17 protein-coding genes and 2 pseudogenes are annotated in these 22,724 nt (G+C 66.0%); 7 read left to right on the top strand and 12 right to left on the bottom strand.

Features of this window, described 5'->3' with window-relative positions; translation table 11 throughout:
- The 4 genes and pseudogenes from ACESL9_RS09885 to asnB form a co-directional block, all read right to left on the bottom strand.
- Positions 1-160: pseudogene (locus tag ACESL9_RS09885) on the bottom strand (phosphopentomutase); the annotation flags it as partial.
- Positions 157-1,467, bottom strand: a complete 1,311-nt coding sequence (locus tag ACESL9_RS09890; protein ID WP_372612294.1) for a thymidine phosphorylase — start codon at positions 1,465-1,467, stop codon at positions 157-159. The pseudogene ACESL9_RS09885 and the gene ACESL9_RS09890, both read right to left, overlap by 4 nt.
- A 23-nt stretch (positions 1,468-1,490) precedes the next feature.
- A complete protein-coding gene (locus ACESL9_RS09895) occupies positions 1,491-1,883 on the bottom strand; it encodes a cytidine deaminase (protein WP_372612292.1) in 393 nt (130 codons plus the stop codon).
- A 78-nt stretch (positions 1,884-1,961) separates the two neighbouring features.
- Entirely contained in the window at positions 1,962-3,491 is a 1,530-nt protein-coding gene (gene asnB / locus ACESL9_RS09900) for an asparagine synthase (glutamine-hydrolyzing) (protein WP_372612290.1), read from the bottom strand.
- Positions 3,492-3,781: 290 nt separating this feature from the next.
- Here asnB and ACESL9_RS09905 point away from each other — a divergent pair, with 290 nt between their 5' ends.
- The 3 genes from ACESL9_RS09905 (at position 3,782) to ACESL9_RS09915 (ending at position 9,959) form a co-directional block, all read left to right on the top strand.
- Entirely contained in the window at positions 3,782-6,061 is a 2,280-nt protein-coding gene (locus tag ACESL9_RS09905) for an NADP-dependent malic enzyme (RefSeq protein WP_372674777.1), read from the top strand.
- Positions 6,062-6,624: 563 nt separating this feature from the next.
- The gene (locus ACESL9_RS09910) at positions 6,625-8,514 is read left to right on the top strand and encodes a propionyl-CoA synthetase (RefSeq protein ID WP_372612284.1); all 1,890 of its coding nucleotides are present in this window, start codon (positions 6,625-6,627) and stop codon (positions 8,512-8,514) included.
- A 215-nt stretch (positions 8,515-8,729) separates the two neighbouring features.
- Positions 8,730-9,959 carry a hydroxymethylglutaryl-CoA reductase, degradative gene (locus ACESL9_RS09915; protein ID WP_372612282.1) on the top strand — a complete coding sequence of 410 codons (1,230 nt, stop codon included), beginning with the start codon at positions 8,730-8,732 and terminating at the stop codon, positions 9,957-9,959.
- A gap of 40 nt (positions 9,960-9,999) precedes the next feature.
- On the opposite strand, the gene ACESL9_RS09920 is transcribed toward ACESL9_RS09915, so the two are convergent.
- Positions 10,000-10,770 carry an NAD kinase gene (locus tag ACESL9_RS09920; RefSeq protein ID WP_372612362.1) on the bottom strand — a complete coding sequence of 257 codons (771 nt, stop codon included), beginning with the start codon at positions 10,768-10,770 and terminating at the stop codon, positions 10,000-10,002.
- A 173-nt stretch (positions 10,771-10,943) separates the two neighbouring features.
- Between ACESL9_RS09920 and glyA the strand changes: the two genes are divergently transcribed.
- Positions 10,944-12,227, top strand: a complete 1,284-nt coding sequence (gene glyA / locus ACESL9_RS09925; protein ID WP_372674778.1) for a serine hydroxymethyltransferase — start codon at positions 10,944-10,946, stop codon at positions 12,225-12,227.
- A 158-nt stretch (positions 12,228-12,385) separates the two neighbouring features.
- The gene (locus ACESL9_RS09930; protein WP_372612278.1) at positions 12,386-13,636 is read left to right on the top strand and encodes an aminotransferase class V-fold PLP-dependent enzyme; all 1,251 of its coding nucleotides are present in this window, start codon (positions 12,386-12,388) and stop codon (positions 13,634-13,636) included.
- A gap of 40 nt (positions 13,637-13,676) precedes the next feature.
- Here the strand turns inward: ACESL9_RS09930 and ACESL9_RS09935 are convergent, their stop codons facing one another.
- The 7 genes from ACESL9_RS09935 to ACESL9_RS09965 all read right to left on the bottom strand — a co-directional run bounded on the left by ACESL9_RS09935 (position 13,677) and on the right by ACESL9_RS09965 (position 20,908).
- Positions 13,677-14,171 (bottom strand): RNA pyrophosphohydrolase, encoded by a 495-nt coding sequence (locus tag ACESL9_RS09935; RefSeq protein ID WP_372612276.1) that lies wholly within the window; start codon positions 14,169-14,171, stop codon positions 13,677-13,679.
- 18 nt (positions 14,172-14,189) lie between these two features.
- Positions 14,190-15,527, bottom strand: a complete 1,338-nt coding sequence (locus ACESL9_RS09940) for a S41 family peptidase (protein ID WP_372612274.1) — start codon at positions 15,525-15,527, stop codon at positions 14,190-14,192.
- A 12-nt stretch (positions 15,528-15,539) separates the two neighbouring features.
- Entirely contained in the window at positions 15,540-16,688 is a 1,149-nt protein-coding gene (locus tag ACESL9_RS09945; protein WP_372612272.1) for a murein hydrolase activator EnvC family protein, read from the bottom strand.
- On the bottom strand, positions 16,685-18,205 hold the full coding sequence (gene gpmI, locus ACESL9_RS09950) for a 2,3-bisphosphoglycerate-independent phosphoglycerate mutase (protein WP_372674779.1): 1,521 nt from the start codon (positions 18,203-18,205) through the stop codon (positions 16,685-16,687). Before gpmI ends, ACESL9_RS09945 begins: the two co-directional genes overlap by 4 nt.
- A 262-nt stretch (positions 18,206-18,467) precedes the next feature.
- On the bottom strand, positions 18,468-18,938 hold the full coding sequence (rlmH, locus tag ACESL9_RS09955; protein WP_372612268.1) for a 23S rRNA (pseudouridine(1915)-N(3))-methyltransferase RlmH: 471 nt from the start codon (positions 18,936-18,938) through the stop codon (positions 18,468-18,470).
- 18 nt (positions 18,939-18,956) lie between these two features.
- Positions 18,957-19,382: a ribosome silencing factor gene (gene rsfS / locus ACESL9_RS09960; protein ID WP_372612360.1), complete on the bottom strand. Its 426-nt coding sequence runs from the start codon at positions 19,380-19,382 to the stop codon at positions 18,957-18,959.
- Positions 19,383-19,477: 95 nt separating this feature from the next.
- Entirely contained in the window at positions 19,478-20,908 is a 1,431-nt protein-coding gene (locus tag ACESL9_RS09965) for a mechanosensitive ion channel family protein (protein WP_372612266.1), read from the bottom strand.
- A gap of 256 nt (positions 20,909-21,164) precedes the next feature.
- Between ACESL9_RS09965 and leuC the strand changes: the two genes are divergently transcribed.
- A complete protein-coding gene (gene leuC / locus ACESL9_RS09970) occupies positions 21,165-22,571 on the top strand; it encodes a 3-isopropylmalate dehydratase large subunit (protein ID WP_372612264.1) in 1,407 nt (468 codons plus the stop codon).
- A gap of 11 nt (positions 22,572-22,582) precedes the next feature.
- Positions 22,583-22,724 (top strand): annotated as a pseudogene (locus ACESL9_RS09975) (3-isopropylmalate dehydratase small subunit); the annotation flags it as partial.

The raw sequence follows: 22,724 nt of genomic DNA on the forward strand, positions 1-22,724 counted from the left end.
CGGCGCGGCCCCTGTCGGCGCGGCCCGCGGCACAGGCCAGCGCGATATGGCCCAGCGTGTTGGCACCGCGATCGGGGGTGGGGCCGTTGAAGAAACGATGCGCGTCCGGTGCGCCGCCGATACCGCAGGAATCCATCACGACGAGGAAGGCGCGCGTCATCCGCCGATCCTCTCGTGGATGAGGGACGGCAGGGTGGGGGCCTCGTCCGCGATGGTGAGCGCGGCCAGGAGCGCCGCCCCGGCGCGGTCGGCATCGGCCTCGCGCGCAGCGTGGATGCGGGCGATGGGCTGGCCGGGATCGACCCATGCGCCCAGTGGCACGAGGTCGGAAAGGCCCACGGCGGGATCGATCACGTCGGTTTCGACCTGCCGTCCGCCGCCCAGACCGACGACGACCAGGCCCAGCGCTTCGCCGTCCCAGGCCGCGACATGGCCCGCGCGGGGGGCTGCGATCTCGCGGATCACGTTGGCCTCGGGCAGAAAGCGCGGCCAGTCCTCGACAAAGCGCAGCGGCCCGCCCTGCGCGGCGATCATGGCGCCGAAGCGGTCGGCGGCGCAGCCGGTGCGGATGGCCCCGTCAATGGCTTCGGCTCCGGCCTCGACATCCCTTGCCAGCCCGGCATCGGCAAGCACCACGCCGCCCAGCACCGCGCAAAGCTGTCGCAGCGGGCCGGGGCGCGCAGTGCCGGTGAGGGCGCGCATCACCTCGGCCACTTCGAGCGCGTTGCCCAGCGAGGGCACCAGCGGCTGGCTCATGTCCGAGAGGATCGCGGAGGTGGGGCACCCGGCGGCATTGGCGGTGTCGACGAGGGCGCGGGCCAGTGCGCGGGCCTCATCGGGGGTCTTCATGAAGGCGCCCGAGCCGGTTTTCACGTCGAGCACCAGCCCGTCCAGCCCGGCGGCGAGTTTCTTGGACAGGATCGAGGCGGTGATGAGATCGAGGCTTTCGACCGTCGCGGTCACGTCGCGGATGGCGTAAAGCCGCTTGTCGGCGGGGGCGATGCCGGCCGAGGCCGAGACGATGGCGGCCCCGGCCATGTCCACCGCGCGGCGCAGCGCGGATTCGTCGAGATCGGTGCGCAGGCCGGGAATCGCCTCGATCTTGTCGAGCGTGCCGCCGGTATGGCCCAGCCCGCGCCCCGAGATCATCGGCACCGCCGCGCCGCAGGCGGCGAGCGCGGGCGCGAGCACGAGGCTCACGCAATCGCCGATCCCGCCGGTCGAATGCTTGTCGAGCACCGGGCGATCCAGATCCCAGCGCAGCACGTCGCCGCTGTCGCGCATGGCCAGCGTGAGCGCGACGCGCCCCTCCTCGGAGAGGCCGCCCAGCAGGACCGCCATGGCAAAGGCCCCGGCCTGCGCATCCGAGACGGCGTGATCGGCCAGCCCCTGCGCGAACCAGCGCAATTCCTCCGCCGACGGGGTGTCGCCGTCGCGCAATTCGGCAATGATACGTCTTGCGTCCATCAGCGGTCCCTCTCCGCGACCCGTCAGCGGATCGTGTGTCCTCGATCGAAGGCGTCGGGCAGAAGCTCGGCCATGGTCATGGTGCGCTCGACCCCGTCGAGATTGGCCATGGTCACGGGCATATCCGGGCCGGCGGCGAACTCGGCCAGTTTCTGGCGACAGCCTCCACAGGGCGTGATCGGCGCGGGGCTGTCGGCGATGACATAGGCGGCGGTGATCCGGGTCTGCCCCGCGGCGACCATGGCGGCGATGGCCCCGGCCTCGGCGCAGGTGCCCTCGGGATAGGATACGTTCTCGACGTTGCAGCCGGCATGGATGCTGCCATCCGCGGCTTGTATCGCCGCGCCGACCTTGAAGCCGGAATAGGGCGCATGGGCGTGCTCGCGCACGGCCCGGGCCGTTTCAGACAATGACATGGCCGCCTCTCCTCTTGCCTTGGAGACCATGTTCCGCGTCCCGCGGGCCGGATGCAAGGGGCACGTTGCCCCCGCGGGTCAGACGGCGGAGACCCGATCCTTGCTGTCCCATGTTCCGGCATTCGACAGGATCAGGTCGGGATCGACATAGGCCGCGCGCAGGAGCTTTTCATAAAGCGCGCCCTCTTGCGCGCGGTCGAGCGGTTGATCTGCGCCCGACACGATCATCAACGCCTCTTTCAGCGCATCGACCGTGCCGGAGCCTTCGTCGAATTGGGCCTTCTTGCGCCAGACGAGATCGTCTGGCAGCAGGTCGGCACAAGCCTTGCGCAGGATCCACTTCTCGGTGGTGGGGCCGGTGCTTTCGACCGCGTCCGGGTCGGTGCGGCGCAGTTTCAGCGTGGCCGGAATGGACTGCGCGAAATCGATCAGGTCGCGATCGAGGAAGGGCGTGCGCGCCTCGAGGCTCTCGGCCATGGTCACCCGGTCCACCCGCTGCAGGTTGATGTTGTGCATCGCGTTGAGACTTCGGGTCAGTTCCTCGGCCAGCTCGCGGGGGTGATCGACATAATCGTGGTGATAGGTGTAGCCCGCGAAAAGCTCGTCGGCGCCTTCGCCGGTCAGCACGGCCTTGACGTGCCTGACCGCGAGTTTGGCGGCGAAATGCGTCGGCACGGCAGAGCGCACGAGATCGACATCCGCGCTTTCGAGGTGATAGATCACATGCGGCAGGACATCGGCCAGATCCCGGGCGGTAAAGGCATGTTCATGATGGTCCGACCCGATATGCGCGGCCACCTCGCGCGCGGCGATGAGGTCGGGGCTGCCCTCGGTGCCGACCGAGAAGGTCTTGAGCGGGGTCTTGCGCTGGCGCGCGGCAATCGCGGCGATGATCGAACTGTCGAGGCCGCCGGAGAGGAAACTGCCCACCTCCACATCGGCCACCATCCATTTCGAAACCGCGTCTTCCAGCACGAGCCGCAATTCCCGCGCCGTGGCCTCGATATCGAGCCCTTCCTCGGGCTCGGCCGCGCCGTGGGGCGTGCGATACCAGCGGCGCATCCCGTCGATGCTGTCGAACATGCAGCCGGGTTCGATCGCCTCGACGGAATCGTATGCCAGCCCGTCGAACGCCTTGAGCTCGGAGGCGAACGCCATGCCTTCGCCGATCCGGGCCAGATAGAGCGGCTTGATCCCCAACGGGTCGCGCGCCGCGATGATGCGGTTCTTCGTCGCCAGGACGAAAGCGAACATCCCGTCCAGCCGCGACACCCAGCGCAGTTGACCCGCACGGAAAAGATGCAGGATCGCCTCGCTGTCGCTCGCGGTTTCGAAGGCGGATTCGCCCAGGATCGCGCGCAGGTCGGCGTGGTTGTAGATCTCGCCATTGGCGACGAGCAGGTCGCGGTCCTGGTATATCGGTTGTTGCCCGTCCTCGGGACCGATGATCGACAGCCGGCAATGGGCCATGATCACCGGCGCCCCCTGCCCCTTGACCACCTCGACCGCATCAGGGCCGCGGTGGGAAATTTTCTCGATCATCGAGGCGGCAAGCGCCGGGTCCCCGATATTGTACAGACAGACAAAGCCACACATGGCAGGTTTCAAGCCTTTTCAGTTTTCATTCCGATCCTTCGCACAGGACGAACGCGCCGCATGACAGGGATGCGGGCGGCGTATACGCTGATATGTGCTGGACCGATCGTGTGACCAACCTATGGGCATTTCAGACATTCGCAAGCCAAATACGACCGGGTATGTCGCAAAAGCGACAGTCACGGCCTGTTTTCCGGCGGCTCGCGGTTTTCGGCTTTCAAGGAAACAGCCTTTTGCAATTCGCGGATGCGCGGGTTTACATAACAGTTTAACGTTGAACTAAATCGCATGAGGGCAGAGAGATGACCGACAGCACCAAGCAGACGCTGCGCGAGGCGGCACTGTTCTATCATGAGCATCCCAAACCGGGGAAGCTGGAGGTCCGTGCGACCAAGCCCTTGGCCAATGGCCGCGACCTGGCCCGTGCCTATTCGCCCGGCGTCGCCGAGGCGAGCCTCGAGATCAAGGCAGACCCGGCCAACGCCGCGCGCTACACCGCGCGCGCCAACCTGGTGGGCGTGGTGTCGAACGGCACCGCCGTTCTTGGGCTGGGCGATATCGGGGCGCTGGCCAGCAAGCCGGTGATGGAGGGCAAGGCGGTCCTGTTCAAGAAATTCGCCGGGATCGACTGTTTCGACATAGAGGTGAATGAATCCGATCCCGAGAAGCTGGCCGATATCGTCTGTGCGCTGGAGCCGACATTCGGCGCGATCAACCTCGAGGACATCAAGGCGCCGGATTGTTTCATCGTGGAGAAACTGTGCCGCGAGCGGATAAACATCCCCGTCTTTCACGACGATCAGCATGGCACCGCGATCGTGGTCGGCGCGGCGGCCACGAATGCGCTTTACGTGGCGGACAAGCGGTTCGACGAGATCAAGGTCGTCAGCACCGGCGGCGGGGCGGCGGGGATTGCCTGCCTCAACATGCTTCTGAAGCTGGGCGTGAAGCGCGAGAACGTGTGGCTGTGCGATATTCACGGGCTGGTCCACGAAGGGCGCGAGGTGGACATGAACCCGCAAAAGGCGGCTTATGCGCAGGCCAGCGATCTGCGCACGCTGGAGGAGGTGATCGGGGGGGCGGATCTGTTCCTAGGGTTGAGCGGGCCGGGCGTTCTGACCCCCGAGCAGGTCGCGAAGATGGCGCCGCGGCCGATCATCTTCGCGCTGGCCAACCCGACGCCGGAGATCCTGCCCGACGCGGTGAAATCGGTCGCGCCGGATGCGATCATTGCCACCGGGCGCAGCGATTTTCCCAACCAGGTCAACAACGTGCTGTGTTTCCCGTTCATCTTTCGCGGGGCCCTCGACGTGGGCGCGACCGAGATCAACGACGCGATGCAGATCGCCTGTATCGAAGGGATCGCGGCGTTGGCGCGGGCCACGACGAGCGCCGAGGCCGCGGCGGCTTATCAGGGCGAACAGATGACATTCGGGCCCGATTACCTGATCCCCAAGCCGTTCGACCCGCGCCTCGTGGCAGTGGTTTCGAGCGCGGTGGCCAGGGCGGCGATGGAAAGCGGCGTGGCGACACGCCCGATCGAGAACCTCGAGGAGTATCGCGCCCAGCTCAATCAAAGCGTGTTCAAGTCGGCGCTCTTGATGCGGCCGGTGTTCGATGCCGCGCGCACCGCCGCGCGCCGGATCGTGTTTGCCGAGGGCGAGGACGAGCGCGTGTTGCGCGCGGCGCAGGCGATCCTGGAGGACACCACCGAGACGCCGATCCTGATCGGGCGGCCCGACGTGATCGAGCGACGCTGCAAGCGCGCGGGGCTGACCATCCGGCCCGGGCAGGATGTGGATATCGTGAACCCCGAGAACGACCCGCGCTATCGCGATTACTGGCAGAGCTATCACCAGATCATGGCGCGGCGGGGCGTGACGCCCGATATCGCCAAGGCGGTGCTGCGCACCAACAGCACCGCCATCGGCGCGGTGATGGTGCATCGCGGCGAGGCCGACAGCCTGATCTGCGGGACGTTCGGGGAATATCGCTGGCATCTCAATTACGTCAGCCAGGTTCTGGCGCAGGACGGGCTGCGCCCGCACGGGGCGCTTTCCATGATGATCCTCGAAGAGGGGCCGCTTTTCATCGCCGACACCCATGTCTGGACCCTGCCCACGCCAGAACAGATCGCCGAGGTGGCCATCGGCGCGGCGCGACATGTGCGGCGGTTCGGGCTTGAGCCGAAGCTGGCGCTGTGTTCGCAATCGCAATTCGGCAACCAGGCCGAAGGATCGGGGCAGCGCCTGCGTGCGGCGATCGAGATCCTCGACAGCGAGCCGCGCAATTTCGCCTATGAGGGCGAGATGAACGTGGACACGGCGCTCGACCCCGAATTGCGCGAACGGCTGTTGCCGGGCGGGCGGCTCAAGGGGGTGGCCAATGTGCTCATTTTCGGCCATGCCGACGCGGCCTCTGGCGTGCGCAACATTCTCAAGATGAAGGCCGAGGGCCTTGAGGTCGGGCCGATCCTGATGGGGATGGGCAATCGCGCGCACGTGGTCTCGCCGGGGATCACGCCGCGGGGATTGCTGAACATGGCGGCGATCGCGGGCACGCCGGTGGCGCATTACGGTTGAGGTGCCGCCGGGGCAGGACTTCTCCCCGGCGGTGCCGGTTTCAGGCAGGCATCATTTCTTGGTGGGTTTGGTGCCGGGTTTGGCCGGCTTCTGCTTCTGGTCGCCCATGGCAACAGGACCTTGTGAAATACGGGGGCGGCACCGCGCCGCGCCCTGAACCCATTCATAACACGGGCGGGGCCGTGCTTCTGCTGCGTTTTCGACATGCCGCATGTCGAAAACATGCGTGCGAATCCCCCGCCAAGGGCGCGCGCTGCCCGTGGCGGCAGGGTTTTCAGATTTGCAGATCGGCGGAAACTTTCTGCAAAGACGCCGGAAAAGCGGGGCATTTGCAAAAGTTTGCAGGAATCGGCGCGCGATCTGCAAGTTTATAGCGTTTCGGGAAAAACTGAATCGCAAATACCCTGCCGCGATTCGCGCTCTCGGGACATTTGCGATACATGAAGCTTCAGGTATTTCCCGAAACGCATATTTGCGCCAATGTGACGCTGCGTCGGCCAACGGGCTTGCCCGGACGGGCGGGCAGGGCGTAACACTTCGACAAGAGCGAGGAGGAGTCTTCCATGGGATACAGAGACGTTTACGCCGCCTGGAAAGCCGACCCCGAAGGGTTCTGGATGGAGGCCGCGCAGGCCATCGACTGGGACCGCAAGCCCACCAAGGCGCTGTTCGAGAAGGGCAACGACCTTTACGAATGGTTTTCCGACGGGCTGTGCAACACCTGCTGGAACGCGGTGGATCGCCATGTCGCGGGCGGGCGCGGCGATCAGGCAGCGATCATTCATGACAGCCCGATTACCGGCCGAAAGGAAGAGATCACGTTTGCCGCGTTGCAGGACCGGGTGGCGCGGCTGGCGGGGGTCCTGCGCGCCAAGGGCATCGAAAAGGGCGACCGGGTGGTGATCTACATGCCGATGGTGCCGCAGGCGGTCGAGGCGATGCTGGCCTGTGGTCGGATCGGGGCGATCCATTCGGTGGTATTCGGCGGGTTCGCGGCCAACGAACTGGCGGTGAGGATCGACGATGCGCAGCCCAGGGCGATCATCGCCGGGTCGTGCGGGTTGGAGCCGGGCAGGGTCGTGAAATACAAGCCGCTTCTTGACGGCGCGATCGAGTTGTCACGGCACAAGCCCGAGTTCTGCCTGATCTTTCAGCGCGAAGAAGAGCGTGCGGAGTTGATCCCGGGCCGGGATTTCGACTGGGCCGAGGAAGTGGCCGGGGCCGAGCCGGTGGATTGCGTGCCGGTGGAGGGCAATCACCCCTCCTACATCCTTTACACCAGCGGAACGACCGGCCAGCCCAAGGGCGTGATCCGGCACACGGGCGGGCAGCTCGTGGCGCTGAACTGGACGATGAAGAACATCTACAACGTCGATCCGGGTGACGTGTTCTGGGCGGCGTCGGATGTGGGCTGGGTCGTGGGGCACAGCTATATCGTCTATGCGCCGCTCATTCACGGGAACACCACCATCGTGTTCGAGGGCAAGCCGGTGGGCACACCCGATGCGGGCACGTTCTGGCGGGTGATCGAAGAGCACAAGGTCAGGAGTTTCTTCACCGCGCCGACCGCGTTCCGGGCGGTCAAACGCGAGGACCCCAAGGGCGAGTTCCTCAAGAAATACGACCTGAGCGGATTGAACGCGATCTACCTGGCCGGTGAGCGCGCCGACCCGGACACCATCGTCTGGACGCAGGAGATGACCGGCAAGCCGGTCTATGACCATTGGTGGCAGACCGAAACCGGCTGGACCATCGCCGGCAACCCGGTGGGGATCGAGCCGCTTCCGGTCAAGCTGGGATCGCCCACGGTGGCGATGCCGGGCTATGACGTGCAGATCCTGGGCGAGGACGGCCACCCGTTGCCGGCGGGCAAGCTGGGCGCGATCGCGATCAAGCTGCCGCTGCCGCCCGGAACCTTGCCGAACCTGTGGAATGCCGAGGACCGGTTCCGCAAGAGCTATCTTTCGCATTTCCCGGGCTATTACGAGACCGGCGACGCGGGGATGATCGACGAGGACGGATACCTCTATATCATGGCGCGCACCGACGACGTGATCAACGTGGCGGGGCATCGCCTTTCGACCGGGGGGATGGAGGAGGTTCTGGCCAGCCACCCGGACGTGGCCGAATGCGCGGTGATCGGGGTGGCCGATGAGCTCAAGGGGCAGGCGCCGGTGGGGTTCCTGTGCCTGTCGAAAGGCGTGAACCGGCCGCATGAGGAGATCGTCGCCGAGGTCGTGAAACTGGTGCGCGATCAGATCGGCCCGGTGGCGGCGTTCAAGACGGCGGTGGTGGTGGACCGGCTGCCCAAGACGCGCTCGGGCAAGATCCTGCGGGCGACGATGGTGTCGATTGCCGATGGCGGGGAATGGAAGATCCCCGCGACGATCGACGATCCCGCCATCCTTGACGAGATCAAGGAGGCGTTGCAGGGGGTCGGCTACGCGAAATAGCGCGCGGCCGTGTTTGATCGAATGTGCCCCGCCCGGAACAGCGGCGAAGCCGCCCGTGCGGCACTTGGCCGGGGCCATGTGCCAACCTGCGCCGGGCGCTGCGCGGACCTGACCTGTCCTGCTTGGCGTCGGTCGCAACAGGCTGCGGCACACCCTGTTGACGCTTGACCCCGGCGGGGGCATGGGCTCCTCTTGCCAGGGCAGAGGAGGCGCCCATGAGCACATCACGTATTTCCGGTTTTCACAATCTCACCCGCGCGGAGCGGCTGGCCAGGGTGGCCGAGATGTCCGGCCTCGATGCGGCGCAGGTAGCGCATCTGGAGGCGGCGGCGGCGCATGACGGTGATCTCGCCGATCACCTGAGCGAGAACGTGATCTCGGTGATGGCGGTGCCGCTGGGGGTGGCGACCAACCTGATCGTGGACGGCGCCGACGTGCTGGTGCCGATGGCGAGCGAGGAAAGCTCGGTCGTGGCGGCGGTTTGCAACGGGGCGCGGGCCTGTCGCGAGGCGGGCGGTGTCGTGACCGAGGCCGACGATCCCTGCATGATCGCGCAGGTGCAGGTGACGGGGCTTACCGATCCCGAGGCGGCGCGCGCGGCGGTTCTGGGCCACAAACAGTCGATCGCGGCGGAATGCGACGGGTGCGACCCGATGCTGGTCAGGCTGGGCGGCGGGTTTCGTGATGTCGAGGCGCGGATCGCCGGGCCGTACCTCGTGGTGCATCTCATTGTCGATGTGCGCGACGCGATGGGGGCCAACGCGGTCAACACCATGGCCGAGCGGCTGGCGCCGATGATCGAGGGCTGGACCGGGGGCAAGGTGGGATTGCGCATACTCTCGAATCTGGCCGACCGGCGGCTGGTGCGGGCGCGGGCAAGATGGCCTGCCGCGGAAATAGGGGCCGAGACGGTCGAGGGGATCGTGAACGCATGGGATTTCGCCGCGCATGACCCCTATCGCGCGGCAACGCACAACAAGGGGATCATGAACGGGGTCGCGGCGGTGGCGCTGGCCACGGGCAATGACACGCGCGCGCTGGAGGCCGGTGCTCATGCCTTCGCGGCAAAAGATGGCTACGGGCCGCTCACGCGCTACTGGATCGAGGGCGGCGATCTTTCGGGCGAGATCGAGATGCCGATGCCGGTGGGGATCGTCGGCGGGGCGACGCGCGCGCATCCCACGGCGCAGGCGAGCCTGCGGATCATGGGGGTGAAAACGGCCGACCGGCTGGCGCGGGTGATGGCGGCGGTGGGGCTGGTGCAGAACTTCTCGGCGCTCAGGGCGCTGGCGACGGAAGGCATTCAGCGCGGCCATATGGGGTTGCATGCGCGCAACGTGGCGATCGCGGCGGGGGCCGCCGGCGACGAGATCGACCGGGTCGCGGGCGAGATGATCGCGCGGGGCGAGATCCGCGAGGACGTGGCGCGCGGAATCCTCGGGTGAGCGGGGCGAATGCTGCGCGAAGGCCGCGATGGCGGCCGGGTCAGATGAATTGTTCGCGGATCAGGCGCTCCTCCAGACCGTGCCCCGGATCGAAAAGCAGGCGATGACAGACCGAGGGGTCCGACTGGATCTCGACCGTTTCGACATAGAGCACCGAGCGCGAATCCGCGTCCGCCATGACCGGGCGCTTGTCGGGTTGCAGCACGTCGATGCGCACATGCCCCGTCTTGGGCAAGAGCGCACCGCGCCAGCGCCGGGGGCGAAAGGGCGCGATGGCGGTCAGCGCCAGCACCTCGGACCCGATCGGCAGGATCGGCCCGTGCGCCGAATAGTTGTAGGCGGTCGAGCCGGCGGGCGTGGCGACCAGCGCGCCGTCGCAGACCAGTTCCTCCATCCGCACCTTGCCATCGATGGTGATGCGCAGCTTGGCCGCTTGCGGGCCCATGCGCAAAAGCGAGACCTCGTTGATGGCCAGCGCCTCGTGCACCGTGCCGTCGCCACGGGTGGCACGCATCGAAAGCGGGTTGATCACCGTTTCCTCGGCCGCCATGAGGCGTTCGGGCAGGTTGGCCTCGGAATACTCGTTCATCAGGAAACCGATGGTGCCGCGATTCATGCCATAGACCGGGGCCGGGTTGCCCTGGGTTCGGTGCAGCGTGTGCAGCATGAACCCGTCGCCACCCAGTGCCACGATCACGTCGGCCCCGTCTTCGGGCGCGTTGCCATAGCGGCTGACCAGGGCCGCGTGGGCGGTCTGGGCCACCGGGGCGTCGGAGGCGGTAAAGGCGATCTTGGTTTCGCGTGCGGCCATGGTTTCCATCTGTGCCGTTCGGTCGGATCGGGCTGTCGCGGTTTCCACCTGCACGATCGGTGCCGCGCTGGCAAGCGGAATGGTCGTTTTGTCCCCTTTCCGACCCGGCCGCAATGGATTAGGAAAACGCCCAACACCCACGCGCCAACAGACAAGTGACGGAGACCCAGCCCATGCCGAACCCCGGCTTTTTCACCGAAGACCTGGCCAGCCGCGATCCCGAGATCTTCGATGCGATCGACAAGGAGCTGGGCCGCCAGCGCGACGAGATCGAGCTGATCGCGTCGGAAAACATCGTGAGCCGCGCCGTGATGGAGGCGCAGGGCTCGGTGATGACCAACAAGTATGCCGAGGGCTATCCGGGCCGGCGCTATTACGGCGGCTGCCAGTTCGTCGATATCGCCGAAACCCTTGCCATCGCGCGGGCGAAAGAGCTGTTCGGCTGCGGATTCGCCAACGTGCAGCCCAATTCCGGAAGCCAGGCCAACCAGGGCGTGTTCACCGCACTTCTGAAACCGGGCGATACGATCCTGGGGATGTCGCTGGACGCGGGCGGCCACCTCACCCATGGCGCGGCGCCCAACCAGTCGGGCAAATGGTTCAACGCGGTGCAATACGGCGTGCGCAAACAGGACAACATGCTCGATTACGACCAGGTCGAGGCGCTTGCGAAAGAGCATCAGCCGAAACTGGTCATCGCGGGCGGCTCGGCCATCCCGCGGCAGATCGACTTTGCCCGGATGCGCGAGATCGCCGACATGGTGGGTGCCTGGCTGCACGTGGACATGGCGCATTTCGCCGGGCTGGTGGCGGCCGGTGAGCATCCCTCGCCCTTTCCCCATGCGCATGTCGCCACCACCACCACGCACAAGACCCTGCGCGGTCCGCGTGGCGGCATGATCCTGACCGATGACGAGGCGCTGGCGAAGAAATTCAACTCCGCCATCTTCCCCGGCATCCAGGGCGGGCCGCTGATGCATGTGATCGCGGCCAAGGCGGTGGCCTTCGGCGAGGCGCTGCGCCCCGAGTTCAAGTCCTATGCCCGGCAGGTCATCGCCAACGCGCAGGCGCTTTCGGACCAGCTCATCAAGGGCGGGCTCGACACGGTGACCCACGGCACCGACACCCATGTGGTGCTGGTCGATCTGCGACCCAAGGGCGTGAAGGGCAACGCCACCGAGAAGGCGCTGGGCCGGGCGCATATCACCTGCAACAAGAACGGCGTGCCGTTCGACCCGGAAAAGCCGACCGTGACCAGCGGCATCCGCCTGGGTTCCCCCGCCGGCACCACCCGCGGCTTCGGTGAGGCCGAGTTCCGCCAGATCGCGGACTGGATCATCGAGGTGGTGGACGGGCTGGCCGCCAATGGCGAGGACGGCAACGGTGCGGTCGAGGACAAGGTCAAGGCCGAGGTGGCCGCGCTTTGTGCGCGTTTTCCGATCTATCCCGGGCTCTAGCATACGGATCGTTCCGGCAGGGCGAGGCAGGAAACGGTTGTCCGCTTCATCTTGCCGGAAATACTCTGGGGGTGAATGCGGCGCAGCCGCAGAGGGGGCAAAGCCCCCTGCCGGCCCCCGACATACCCGATTTGTCCGACCCTGACGGAGATCATGCCATGCCCCTCATTTCAGACGACCTCCTTATCCGGATTCGCGCGCGTTTCGCGCATGTCGAGACCTGCCCTTTCCAGGGCGAGCGGGTGTTTTTCGAGAACGCGGGCGGGGCGCTGACGCTCAAGTCGGTGGTCGAGACATCCGGATTCTATTCCGCCATTCCCGACAACCAGGGCCGCGACAACCCGGCCAGCCATGCGCTTGTCGATGTGATCGCACGGGCGCGCGCGGACATGCGCGACCTTATGAATATCGACGAGGGCCAGTTCTTTGTGGGGGAAAGCGGGACCGAGCTGCTGTTCCGGCTGATCTCGGCGGCCTGCCTGGCCGCGGGCGAGGGCCGCGTTCTCGGTTCGACGCTCGAACATCCGGCCAGCCGCAGTGCCGCGGCGCGCTGGGCCGGGGCGGCGGGGATGGAGCATGTGCTGGTCGCGCATGACGATGCCACGGGAACGGTGGGGGTGGAGCATTACGCGCCCGAGATCACCCCCGATACGGCGGTGGCCACGATCCTTCACACCTCGCCGGTGACAGGGATGGGGGTGGACGTGGCCGCGATCGCCGGGGCGATCCGCGCGGTCAGCCCGGAGTGTTTCATCATCGTCGATGGCATCCAGCACGCAGCGCATGGGCGGATCGACCTTTCGGAGCTTGATGTCGATGGTTACGTGATCTCGCCCTACAAGATGTTCTCGCGCCATGGTTACGGGTTGGCGTGGCTCTCGCCCCGGCTCGAGGCGGTGCCGCATGACAGCCTGTTGAACGGGCCTGCGAAGAACTGGGAACTGGGCACGCGCGATACCGGCGCTTATGCGACGTTTTCGGACGTGGTGGCCTATCTCGACTGGCTGGGTGGTGAGGTCTCGGACGCGGGTGAGAGGCGGGCGCGCATCCGTGCGGCAGGGGCGGCGATCCATGAGCATGAAAAGCGTCTGACCGATGCGATGATCCATGGCACCGGCAACCTGCCCGGGCTGGCGCAGATGCCGGGCGTCACGCTGATCGGGGGCGTGGACAACCCGGCGCGCGAGGGGCTGGTGTCATTGGCGGTGCAGGGGGTCGATCCGGCCAAGGTGGTAGCGCGGCTCAATGCCGAAGGGGTGCGCACCCATCTGCGCAAGGCCGATCACTACTCGGGCAACGTGCTCGACCCGCTGGGCATGGCGGGCTGTGTGCGGGTGTCGATGTGCCATTACAATTCGCTGCCGGAAGTGGCACGCTTTCTGGCGATGATGCAGGAGATCGCCGCCTGACCGGGCCGAACGGGATGTGCCACGCGCCACCGGCCAGGGATCACCGCGGTTGCAGGTGGTCACGAAATTCCGCGATCACCTGTTCATAGACCGGGCGCTTGAAGGGCACGATCTGCGCGAGCACTTCGTCGGGGGGAAGCCAGCGCCATTGGGAGAATTCCTGATGGTCGTCGGCGTCGATCCGCACCTGGTCGTCGGTTCCGTGAAAGCGCAGGAGGAACCATTTCTGTTCCTGCCCCTTGTAGCGCCCGTTCCAGATGCGCGGCACGATGTCGTGGGGCAGGTCATAGGCGATCCAGCCCTCGGTTTCCGCCTCGACCGTGACCAGGTCGCGCGGGACGCCGGTTTCCTCTTCGAGCTCGCGCAAGGCAGCCTCGCGCGGGTCTTCGCCCGCGTCGATGCCGCCCTGCGGCATCTGCCAAGCGGGCACGTCGCTGTCCGTGCGCTGCCCGACGAAGACCTGTCCGGCCCGGTTGACGAGCATCACGCCCACGTTGCGCCGATAGGGCAGGGCGGCGATGTCCTGGGGGGTCATGGCCTGTCCCCCCACGGATCAGTCGGCCGGAGCAAACTTGGTGAGGCCCTGGATGATGTCGAGCGCATAGGCCAGCTGGTAGTCCTCTTCGCGCAGCTTGGCGGCGGCCTCGGCACGGGCGCGGTCCTCTTCGATCAGGCGGATCTCCTCGTCGCTGAGCGAATCGTTGTTGAGCCGGCCCCGCAGGTCAGCCTCGGAGCGGGAGCGCGGGGTCGGTGCCGCCTCGTCCTCTTCGCTGGCCGGGTTGCGCCGCGGCTGGGCCACGATAATGTCGGGCGAGACGCCCAGCGCCTGGATCGAACGTCCCGAGGGCGTGTAATAGCGCGCTGTGGTGAGGCGCATCGCGCCGTCTCCGCGCAGCGGCATGACGGTCTGGACCGAGCCCTTTCCGAAGCTCTTGGTGCCCACCACGATGGCGCGGCGGTGATCCTGAAGCGCGCCGGCGACGATCTCGGAGGCCGATGCGGACCCGCCATTGATCAGCACGACGATCGGCTTGCCCTGCGTCAGGTCGCCCTCGGTGGCGTTGTAGCGGTCTCCATCCTCGGGGTTGCGTCCGCGGGTCGAGACGATTTCCCCCGAATTGAGAAAGGCGTCAGAGACCTTGATCGCCTGGGTCAGCAATCCGCCCGGATTGTTGCGCAGGTCGAGCACGAACCCGTCCACGTTGTCGATGCCGCCGGCTTCCTCGATTTCCTTTTCGATGCCCGAGGCTAGGTTCGGGAAGGTCTGGTTGTTGAAGGTGGTGACGCGCAGGACAACGCTGTCACCCTCGATGCGGGTGCGCACGGCGGTCAGCTTGATCGTGTCGCGGATGATCGACACGTCAAACGGTTCTTCGTTACCTTCCCGGACGATGGTGACGACGATCTCGCTGCCTGCCGGGCCGCGCATCTTCTCGACCGTTTCGTCGAGCGTGTAGCCCAGCACGGATTCGCCATCGACATGGGTGATGAAGTCGCCCGCCTCGATCCCGGCCTCGTCGGCGGGTGTGCCGTCGATGGGAGAGACGACCTTGACGAAACCGTCTTCCTGCGTGACCTCGATGCCGAGGCCGCCGAACTCGCCGCGCGTCTGGACGCGCATGTCGTCGGCGTCCTCGGGCGAGAGATAGCTGGAATGCGGATCGAGCGAAGTCAGCATGCCGTTGATGGCGGCCTCGATCAGGTCGGCCTCGTCCACCTCTTCGACATATTGACCACGGATCCGTTCGAAGATGTCGCCGAAGAGGTCGAGTTGTTCATAGACATTGCGGGTCTTTTCCGCCTCTTGCGCGAGCAGCGGTGCGGCCACCTGTGTCGTGACGATTGCGCCGGCCACGATGCCGGCGGATGCGGCCATGAGGAATTTCTTCATCTCTCGTCCATCCTATCTGATGCGAAACCACGTCTCCGGATCTACCGGCTCATTGTCTTCCCGCACCTCTATATAGAGCGTTTCCGATCGGTCAGTTCCAGCCCCTTCGGCGGATTGTTGCAGGATTGCGCCGATCTCGGGGTCGGTCCCCCCCATGAGGCCGATCGGCGATCCGGCGGGCAGCACCTGCCCGACGTCACCATAAACCACGTCAAGCCCCGCGACCACAAGCAGAAGCCCGGATTGCGGTTCGAGAATCATCACATTTCCGTAGTCGAGAAGCTGCCCGTGGTAGCGAATGGTCGCCGCCGCGGGGGTCGAAACCAGGGCGCGTGGCCGGGTCGCCACGACGATGCCGGGACGGCGTATGCCCGCTGCGTCGGCCTCGCCCGCGCGACGCAGCACGCGGCCCTGCACGGGCAGGGAAAGCTCACCCTTGCGGTGGGAGATGTCCGGCAGGCTTCCCTCTGACTCATCGACCGCGATGTCGGCCAGACCGGAGGCGAAGCCTTCGAGCGTTTCAGCCGAGCTGATGAGCAGCGCGATGCGGATCGGATCCGCGGTGAACCGACGCGGCAACGGGTCGCGATCGGCCACGGCCTGCGAGAGGGCGGCCCGGGCCTCCTGCACGCCGGTCAGCCCGTCTTCGAGCGTGGCCGCGGCGTCGGCCTGAAGCTCGCGCAGCACGCGCATTTCCTCGAGCTTTTCGCGCAAGGTCTCTGCGCGGGCGTTGAGGGCGGGGGTCACATCCGTCATGATCATTCCCGAACGCGCGGTGCCGGTGGGGCCGGCCGGGTGCAAGAGCAGCGCCGGGGCGGGCGCCTGGCCCAGGGTTTGCAGCACGCCGAGAAGCTGTGCGATCTCGTTCTCGCGGATGGCGAGGTCGCGGCTCAGCGCCTGTTCGCGGATCGTCGCCTGGCGCAGCCCTTCGCGCATCGCCTGAAGCCCGTCCTCGAATGCGCGCACGGTTTCGGTCAGCGCCTTGACACGGTCGCGCGCCTTCTCGGCCTCATCAAGGGCGGTCATCGCCCGATCAAGCCGGTCGGCCGCCGCCTGCGCCGCCGCGGCAGGGTCGGGATCGGCAAGCTGTGCGGCGCCTTCATCGACCGACAAGAGGCCGAGCCCGAACAGGAGAGCGAAAAGGGCGGCGCGCGGCGTCATTGCAAAAGGCTCTTCCCGGTCATTTCCGGCGGCTTTTCCAGCCCCATGAGTGCAAGCAGTGTAGGCGCGAGGTCACTGAGCCGCCCCGAGCGCAGCTGCGCGCCCGCCGGCCCGTTGAAAAGCGCCACCGGAACGGGGTTGGTGGTGTGCGCGGTATGTGGCCCGCCGGTGGCGGGATCGATCATGCATTCGCAATTGCCGTGATCGGCGGTCACGATCATCGCGCCGCCCTTTTTCGCGAGCGCGTCCATCACCGTTCCAAGGCCGCGGTCCACAGTCTCGCAGGCCCTGATCGCGGCGCCAAGATCGCCGGTATGGCCGACCATGTCGGGATTGGCATAATTGGTCACGATCAGATCGTAATCGTCCTCGATTGCCCTCACGAAGGCGCGGGTCACCTCGTCGGCGCTCATTTCAGGCTGCAAGTCATAGGTGGCCACCTTGGGCGAGGGGGCCATGTAGCGGTCTTCGCCCGGCTCGGGCGTTTCCTTGCCCCCGTTCAGGAAGAAGGTGACGTGAGGGTATTTCTCGGTCTCGGCGAGGCGGAATTGCCGAAGGCCCTGTTTGGCCACCCAGGCGCCAAGCGTGTTGACGATCTCGCGGGCCGGGAAAACCGTCGTCATGTAGGCATTGTGCGCGTCGGAATATTCGACCATGCCCAGACGCGCGGCAAGCGCGGGGCGCGGTCCGCGGTCGAAGCCGTCGAAATCCGGCGCGCCAATGGCGGCGAGGATCTCGCGCGCCCGGTCGGCACGGAAATTGAGGCAAAACAGACCGTCCCCCTCGTGGAACCCCGCGTAATCGCCGATCACGGTGGCCTGGATGAACTCGTCGGTTTCCGAGCGGTTGTAGGCGTTGTTGATCGCGGCCAGCGCCGATGTCGTGCGAAACTGACCCTCGCCCCTGACCATCGCGGCATGGGCCTCGGCAACGCGCTGCCAGCGGTTGTCGCGGTCCATGGCGAAATAACGCCCGGTCAGCGTGACGATCCGCGCAGCGTCCGGCAGCGCCTCCTGGAGGGTGGTGACAAACCCCAGCGCCGATTTCGGGGCCACGTCGCGCCCGTCGGTGATGGCGTGGATCGCGACCGGCACACCGGCATCGATGATCGCGCGGGCGGCGGCGATCATGTGATCGAGATGCCCGTGCACACCGCCATTCGAGACCAGCCCCATAAGATGCGCGGTGCCGCCGGTGCGTTTGAGCGTGGTGATGAATTCGCGCAGGGCGTCTTTCTCGAAGAACGATCCGTCCTCGATCGCAAGGTCGATCTGGCCAAGATCCATCGCCACCACCCGGCCCGCGCCGATATTGGTATGCCCGACCTCGGAATTGCCCATCTGTCCGGAGGGAAGCCCGACATCCGGCCCATGGGTGACGAGACGGTTATGCGGGCAGGATGACATCAACCTGTCGAAATTGGGGGTCTCTGCGAGGGCGGGGGCATTGGCCTCGCGCGTGTCGCGCAAGCCCCAACCATCGAGAATGCACAGGACGACGGGTTTCGGTATGCTCATGACCTGCCTTTCGCTTTGTGTGAGCGTTTAAGGCGTCGGTGCAGTCGAAGCAACCGGCGGATTGCCGCCCTCGGGCTCCTGCCACCCCGCTTGCGGCAGATGCCCGCCTTATGGGCATCGAGAGGGCCCGAGCCCGGGGCCCTCGGGCGGCAAGGGGGCACAGCCATGGGCAGCAGGGCCCTTGGCGGGCGGGTGTACGCGTATTTCGGGCAAGATGAAGGGGGGCGGTGAGTGTTTATCGGGCCGGGCGGCCTGTCGATGCTCAGGCACGGTGGTACGGGGTTCCGGCGAGGATCGCGGCGGCGCGGTAGAGCTGTTCGGCAAGCATCACCCGGGCCAGCATATGGGGCCAGACCATGCTTCCCAGCGACAGGACCAGGTCGGCGCGGTCGCGAAGCGTGGCCGACAGACCGTCGGCGCCGCCGATCACAAGGGCCAGGTCGGACGTGCCGTCATCGCGAAAGCCGGCCAGGGTGGCGGCGAACGCGGGCGATGCCATCGTCTTGCCGCGTTCGTCGAGCGCGATGAGCCGGGCGCGGTCGGGCAGGGCGCGCATCAGCAACGTGGCCTCGGCCTCGATGCCGGCGCGCTTGCGGTCCTCGATCTCGGTGATGGTGAGCGGTCCAAGCCCCAATGCGCGCCCGGTCCGGTCGAACCGGGTCGCGTAATCGTCGACCAGAACCTTTTCAGGCCCGGCACGCAGGCGTCCGACGGCGCAAAGATGCACCCGCATTCAGTTCCGGCCTGACATTCAGCTCGACTGTTGGTGCGATGATGCTGCCGCCGTAGCGGGCTGCCACATCTTTTCAAGCTGGTAGAACTCGCGCACCTCGGGGCGGAAGACATGGACGATGATATCGCCGGTGTCGATCAGCACCCAGTCGCCCGCCTCCTTGCCCTCGATCTTGGAGGGTCGTCCGAGATCGTTCTTGAGCATTTCGACAAGCTTCTCGGCGATCGAGGCCACCTGCCGCGAGGAACGCCCCGAGCAGATCACCATGAAATCGCCAATCGAGGTCTTGCCGCGCAGGTCGATCTGCACGATGTCCTCGGCCTTGCTTTCGTCGAGAGATGTGAGAATACCGGCAAGCAATTGCTCGCTTGTCAGGGATTGGGGAAGAGCGTGGGCCGATTTCCCCGATTGCGTGGCCGTAGCCGCATCAACATGCGTTGACAGGACCTTGTCCTCCTTTGACTGCGCACCGCATGAACGCCCCGGTGCCGGACGTGGTTCAAGACTAGCATTTCAGATGCGCATCCTCAATGCCCGTATCAAGGGGTGGATGCGGGCGTGTCGTCATCCCGCGGCGGGCTGTCGGGATCGGCGGGCGGATCGGCGAGCAGGCGGACCTCGCGTTGGGGGAAGGGAATCGAGATGCCGTTCTCGTGAAAGGAATCCCAGAGCGCGAGATAGACATTGCCACGGATGTTGGTCAGCCCGCCGGAGGGGTCGGAGATCCAGAAGCGCAGGATGTAGTCGATGCTCGAGTCGCCGAAGCCCACGATATGGCAGACCGGTGGCTTGAAGCTGAGGACCCGATCGGCGCTTTGGGCCGCCTCGACGGCGAGCTTGCGCACCTTGTGCGGGTTGTCGCCGTAGGAAGTGCCGAAATGGATGTCGAGGCGGACATATTCGTTGGTATGCGACCAGTTGACCACCTGGCCGGTGATCAGGTCCTCGTTCGGGATGAGGTATTCCTTGCCATCGCGCGTGACCACCGAGGTATAGCGCGCGCCAAGCGTGTCGATCCAGCCGAAGGTGTCGCCGAGCGAGATCACGTCGCCCGGCTTGATCGACTTGTCGAGCAGGATGATCACCCCCGAGACGAGGTTCGACACCACCTTTTGCAGGCCGAAGCCGAGGCCCACGCCGATGGCCCCGGACAGGACCGCGAGGCCGGTCAGGTCGAGGCCGATCGCCTTGAGCCCGATATAGCCGGCGAGCCCGTAGAGCAGCACCTGCACGAACTTGACCGTGAGCACCTGCATCGAGGGGCTGATGTCGCGGTTGCGGCGAATCCCGGCCGAGGTCGAGCGTGACAGGAAACGTGCGATCACGAAGAGAAGCGCGAGCGTGACCATGGCCTGGAACAGTAGCCACAGGGAAAGATGCACTTCGCCGATGTCGATCGCGGCGCTGTCGAGAAGCGCCTGCACATCGTCGGCGAGCCCGAGGATCGAGAGCGTCACCCAGACCCAGCCGACATAGCGCACGACGATGCGCAGGAATCGGTTGGTGATCAGGCGTGTGGCCAGGGCGATGGCGAGCCAGGCCAGCGCCAGCTGCGCGACGATCCCCAGGAGGTAGGAGCGCGAGGGCCAGGTCACTTCGCGCATGATCCAGACAGTGGGCCAGATCAGCGCCACGAACAGGATCAGCGTCAGCCGCCGGTGCAGCAGCAGCAGGACCCGAAGCCGCCATTTCGGCCAGTTGTCGCGGTTGCGCAACCACTCGCGAAAGCGTGGACCGATCAACCGCCCGAGAAGGATGGCAAGGAGCAGTAGCCCCAGGGCGATGCCGACCTGGTAGGTCATCCAGGGGCGCATCAGGCTGGTCAGCAGGGCCTCTGCCCGATCGGCCAGCGACAGCGCGATGTCCTGCGCGCCGCGCAGGATCTCTTCGGGATCGGCCACTTCCGGGTTCGGCTGGGTGCCGGATCCCGTTTCTGTCGTCGTTGCCGTTTCTGCCTCGTCCGGTTCCATGCCCGCCTGCCGCCCGTTTCACCCCGAATGATGCAATGCGCCACCGGGTGCGACAAGCCCTGTTGCGCGCTTGCCCTTGCGAGACCCGTGGCGAAACTGTATTTCGTTCTGCATGACACGGATTTTCGACATGGATGACCGCGTACGGCTGAGGGAACGCTTCTTCGGCGCGGCCCGGTCGGTGCTTGCGCGGCGCGTGTAAGCGTCTCGCCGCAATCCGACATTCCTGTGCAAGACCCCTGAACGGAGAGGACCGATGTCCCCCAAGACACTCTATGACAAGATCTGGGATGCCCACCTGGCCCACGAGGCCGAGGATGGCACCTGCCTGATTTATATCGACCGCCACCTGGTGCATGAAGTGACCAGCCCGCAAGCCTTCGAAGGGTTGCGCATGGCCGGTCGCACGGTGCGTGCGCCCGACAAGACGATCGCGGTGCCGGACCACAACGTGCCGACGACCGAGGGCCGGGAGAATCCCGAGGCGATGACCGAGGACAGCCGCATCCAGGTTGCCGCGCTGGACAAGAATGCCACGGATTTCGGCATCCACTACTACCCGGTCAGCGATGTCCGCCAGGGGATCGTGCATATCGTCGGGCCCGAACAGGGCTGGACCCTGCCGGGGATGACGGTGGTCTGCGGGGATTCCCACACCGCGACGCATGGTGCGTTCGGAGCGCTGGCGCACGGGATCGGCACCAGCGAGGTGGAGCATGTCCTGGCCACCCAGACGCTGATCCAGCGCAAGGCCAAGAACATGAAGGTCGAGATCACCGGTAAGCTCAATCCCGGGGTGACGGCCAAGGACATCACCCTTTCGGTGATCGGCGCGACCGGCACCGCCGGGGGCACCGGATACGTGATCGAGTATTGCGGCGAGGCCATTCGCGAACTCTCCATGGAAGGCCGCATGACGGTCTGCAACATGGCGATCGAGGGCGGCGCGCGCGCCGGGCTGATCGCGCCGGACGAAAGGACGTTCGAATACATCAAGGGCCGTCCACATGCACCCAAGGCCGGGCAATGGGAACAGGCGATGGAATGGTGGAAAACGCTTTATTCCGACGACGACGCCCAGTGGGACAAGGTCGTGACCATCCGGGGCGAGGATATCGCACCGGTGGTCACATGGGGAACCAGCCCCGAGGATGTGCTGCCGATCACGGAAGCGGTGCCCGCGCCCGAGAGTTTCAAGGGTGGCAAGGTCGATGCGGTGCGTCGCGCGCTCGACTACATGGGGCTGACCCCGGGGCAGAAGCTGACCGATATCGAGATCGACACTGTGTTCATCGGCTCCTGCACCAATGGCCGGATCGAGGATTTGCGCGCCGCGGCCGGGGTCCTCAAGGGCAAGAAGGTCAAGGAGGGCATGCGCGCCATGGTGGTGCCGGGCTCGGGCCTCGTGCGGGCGCAGGCCGAGGAAGAGGGGCTGGCCGATATCTTCCGCGAGGCCGGCTTCGAATGGCGGCTGGCGGGGTGTTCCATGTGCCTTGCCATGAACCCCGATCAACTGGCCCCCGGGGAACGCTGTGCCTCGACCTCGAACCGGAATTTCGAGGGGCGGCAGGGCTACAAGGGCCGCACCCACCTGATGAGCCCGGCCATGGCCGCGGCGGCGGCGGTCACGGGGCACCTGACCGATATTCGTGATTTGGCATAAGGACCCGGGCGATGGAAAAATTCGACAAACTGAGCGGGATTGCGGCGCCTTTGCCACTGGCCAATATCGACACCAACATGATCATCCCCAAGCAGTTCCTCAAGACGATCAAGCGGTCGGGGCTGGGGGTGAACCTCTTTGACGAGATGCGCT

The sequence above is a fragment of the Aquicoccus sp. genome (assembly GCF_041686535.1).
In the GTDB taxonomy this organism is placed as follows: domain Bacteria; phylum Pseudomonadota; class Alphaproteobacteria; order Rhodobacterales; family Rhodobacteraceae; genus Aquicoccus.

Excerpts from the sequence above, each read along its gene's own strand:
- ACESL9_RS09890 (WP_372612294.1), bottom strand. The coding sequence starts at position 1,467 with ATGGACGCAAGACGTATCATTGCCGAATTGCGCGACGGCGACACCCCG.
- ACESL9_RS09895 (WP_372612292.1), bottom strand. The coding sequence starts at position 1,883 with ATGTCATTGTCTGAAACGGCCCGGGCCGTGCGCGAGCACGCCCATGCG.
- ACESL9_RS09905 (WP_372674777.1), top strand. The coding sequence starts at position 3,782 with ATGACCGACAGCACCAAGCAGACGCTGCGCGAGGCGGCACTGTTCTAT.
- ACESL9_RS09910 (WP_372612284.1), top strand. The coding sequence starts at position 6,625 with ATGGGATACAGAGACGTTTACGCCGCCTGGAAAGCCGACCCCGAAGGG.
- ACESL9_RS09915 (WP_372612282.1), top strand. The coding sequence starts at position 8,730 with ATGAGCACATCACGTATTTCCGGTTTTCACAATCTCACCCGCGCGGAG.
- ACESL9_RS09920 (WP_372612362.1), bottom strand. The coding sequence starts at position 10,770 with ATGGCCGCACGCGAAACCAAGATCGCCTTTACCGCCTCCGACGCCCCG.
- glyA (WP_372674778.1), top strand. The coding sequence starts at position 10,944 with ATGCCGAACCCCGGCTTTTTCACCGAAGACCTGGCCAGCCGCGATCCC.
- ACESL9_RS09930 (WP_372612278.1), top strand. The coding sequence starts at position 12,386 with ATGCCCCTCATTTCAGACGACCTCCTTATCCGGATTCGCGCGCGTTTC.
- ACESL9_RS09935 (WP_372612276.1), bottom strand. The coding sequence starts at position 14,171 with ATGACCCCCCAGGACATCGCCGCCCTGCCCTATCGGCGCAACGTGGGC.
- ACESL9_RS09940 (WP_372612274.1), bottom strand. The coding sequence starts at position 15,527 with ATGAAGAAATTCCTCATGGCCGCATCCGCCGGCATCGTGGCCGGCGCA.
- ACESL9_RS09945 (WP_372612272.1), bottom strand. The coding sequence starts at position 16,688 with ATGACGCCGCGCGCCGCCCTTTTCGCTCTCCTGTTCGGGCTCGGCCTC.
- gpmI (WP_372674779.1), bottom strand. The coding sequence starts at position 18,205 with ATGAGCATACCGAAACCCGTCGTCCTGTGCATTCTCGATGGTTGGGGC.
- rlmH (WP_372612268.1), bottom strand. The coding sequence starts at position 18,938 with ATGCGGGTGCATCTTTGCGCCGTCGGACGCCTGCGTGCCGGGCCTGAA.
- ACESL9_RS09965 (WP_372612266.1), bottom strand. The coding sequence starts at position 20,908 with ATGGAACCGGACGAGGCAGAAACGGCAACGACGACAGAAACGGGATCC.
- leuC (WP_372612264.1), top strand. The coding sequence starts at position 21,165 with ATGTCCCCCAAGACACTCTATGACAAGATCTGGGATGCCCACCTGGCC.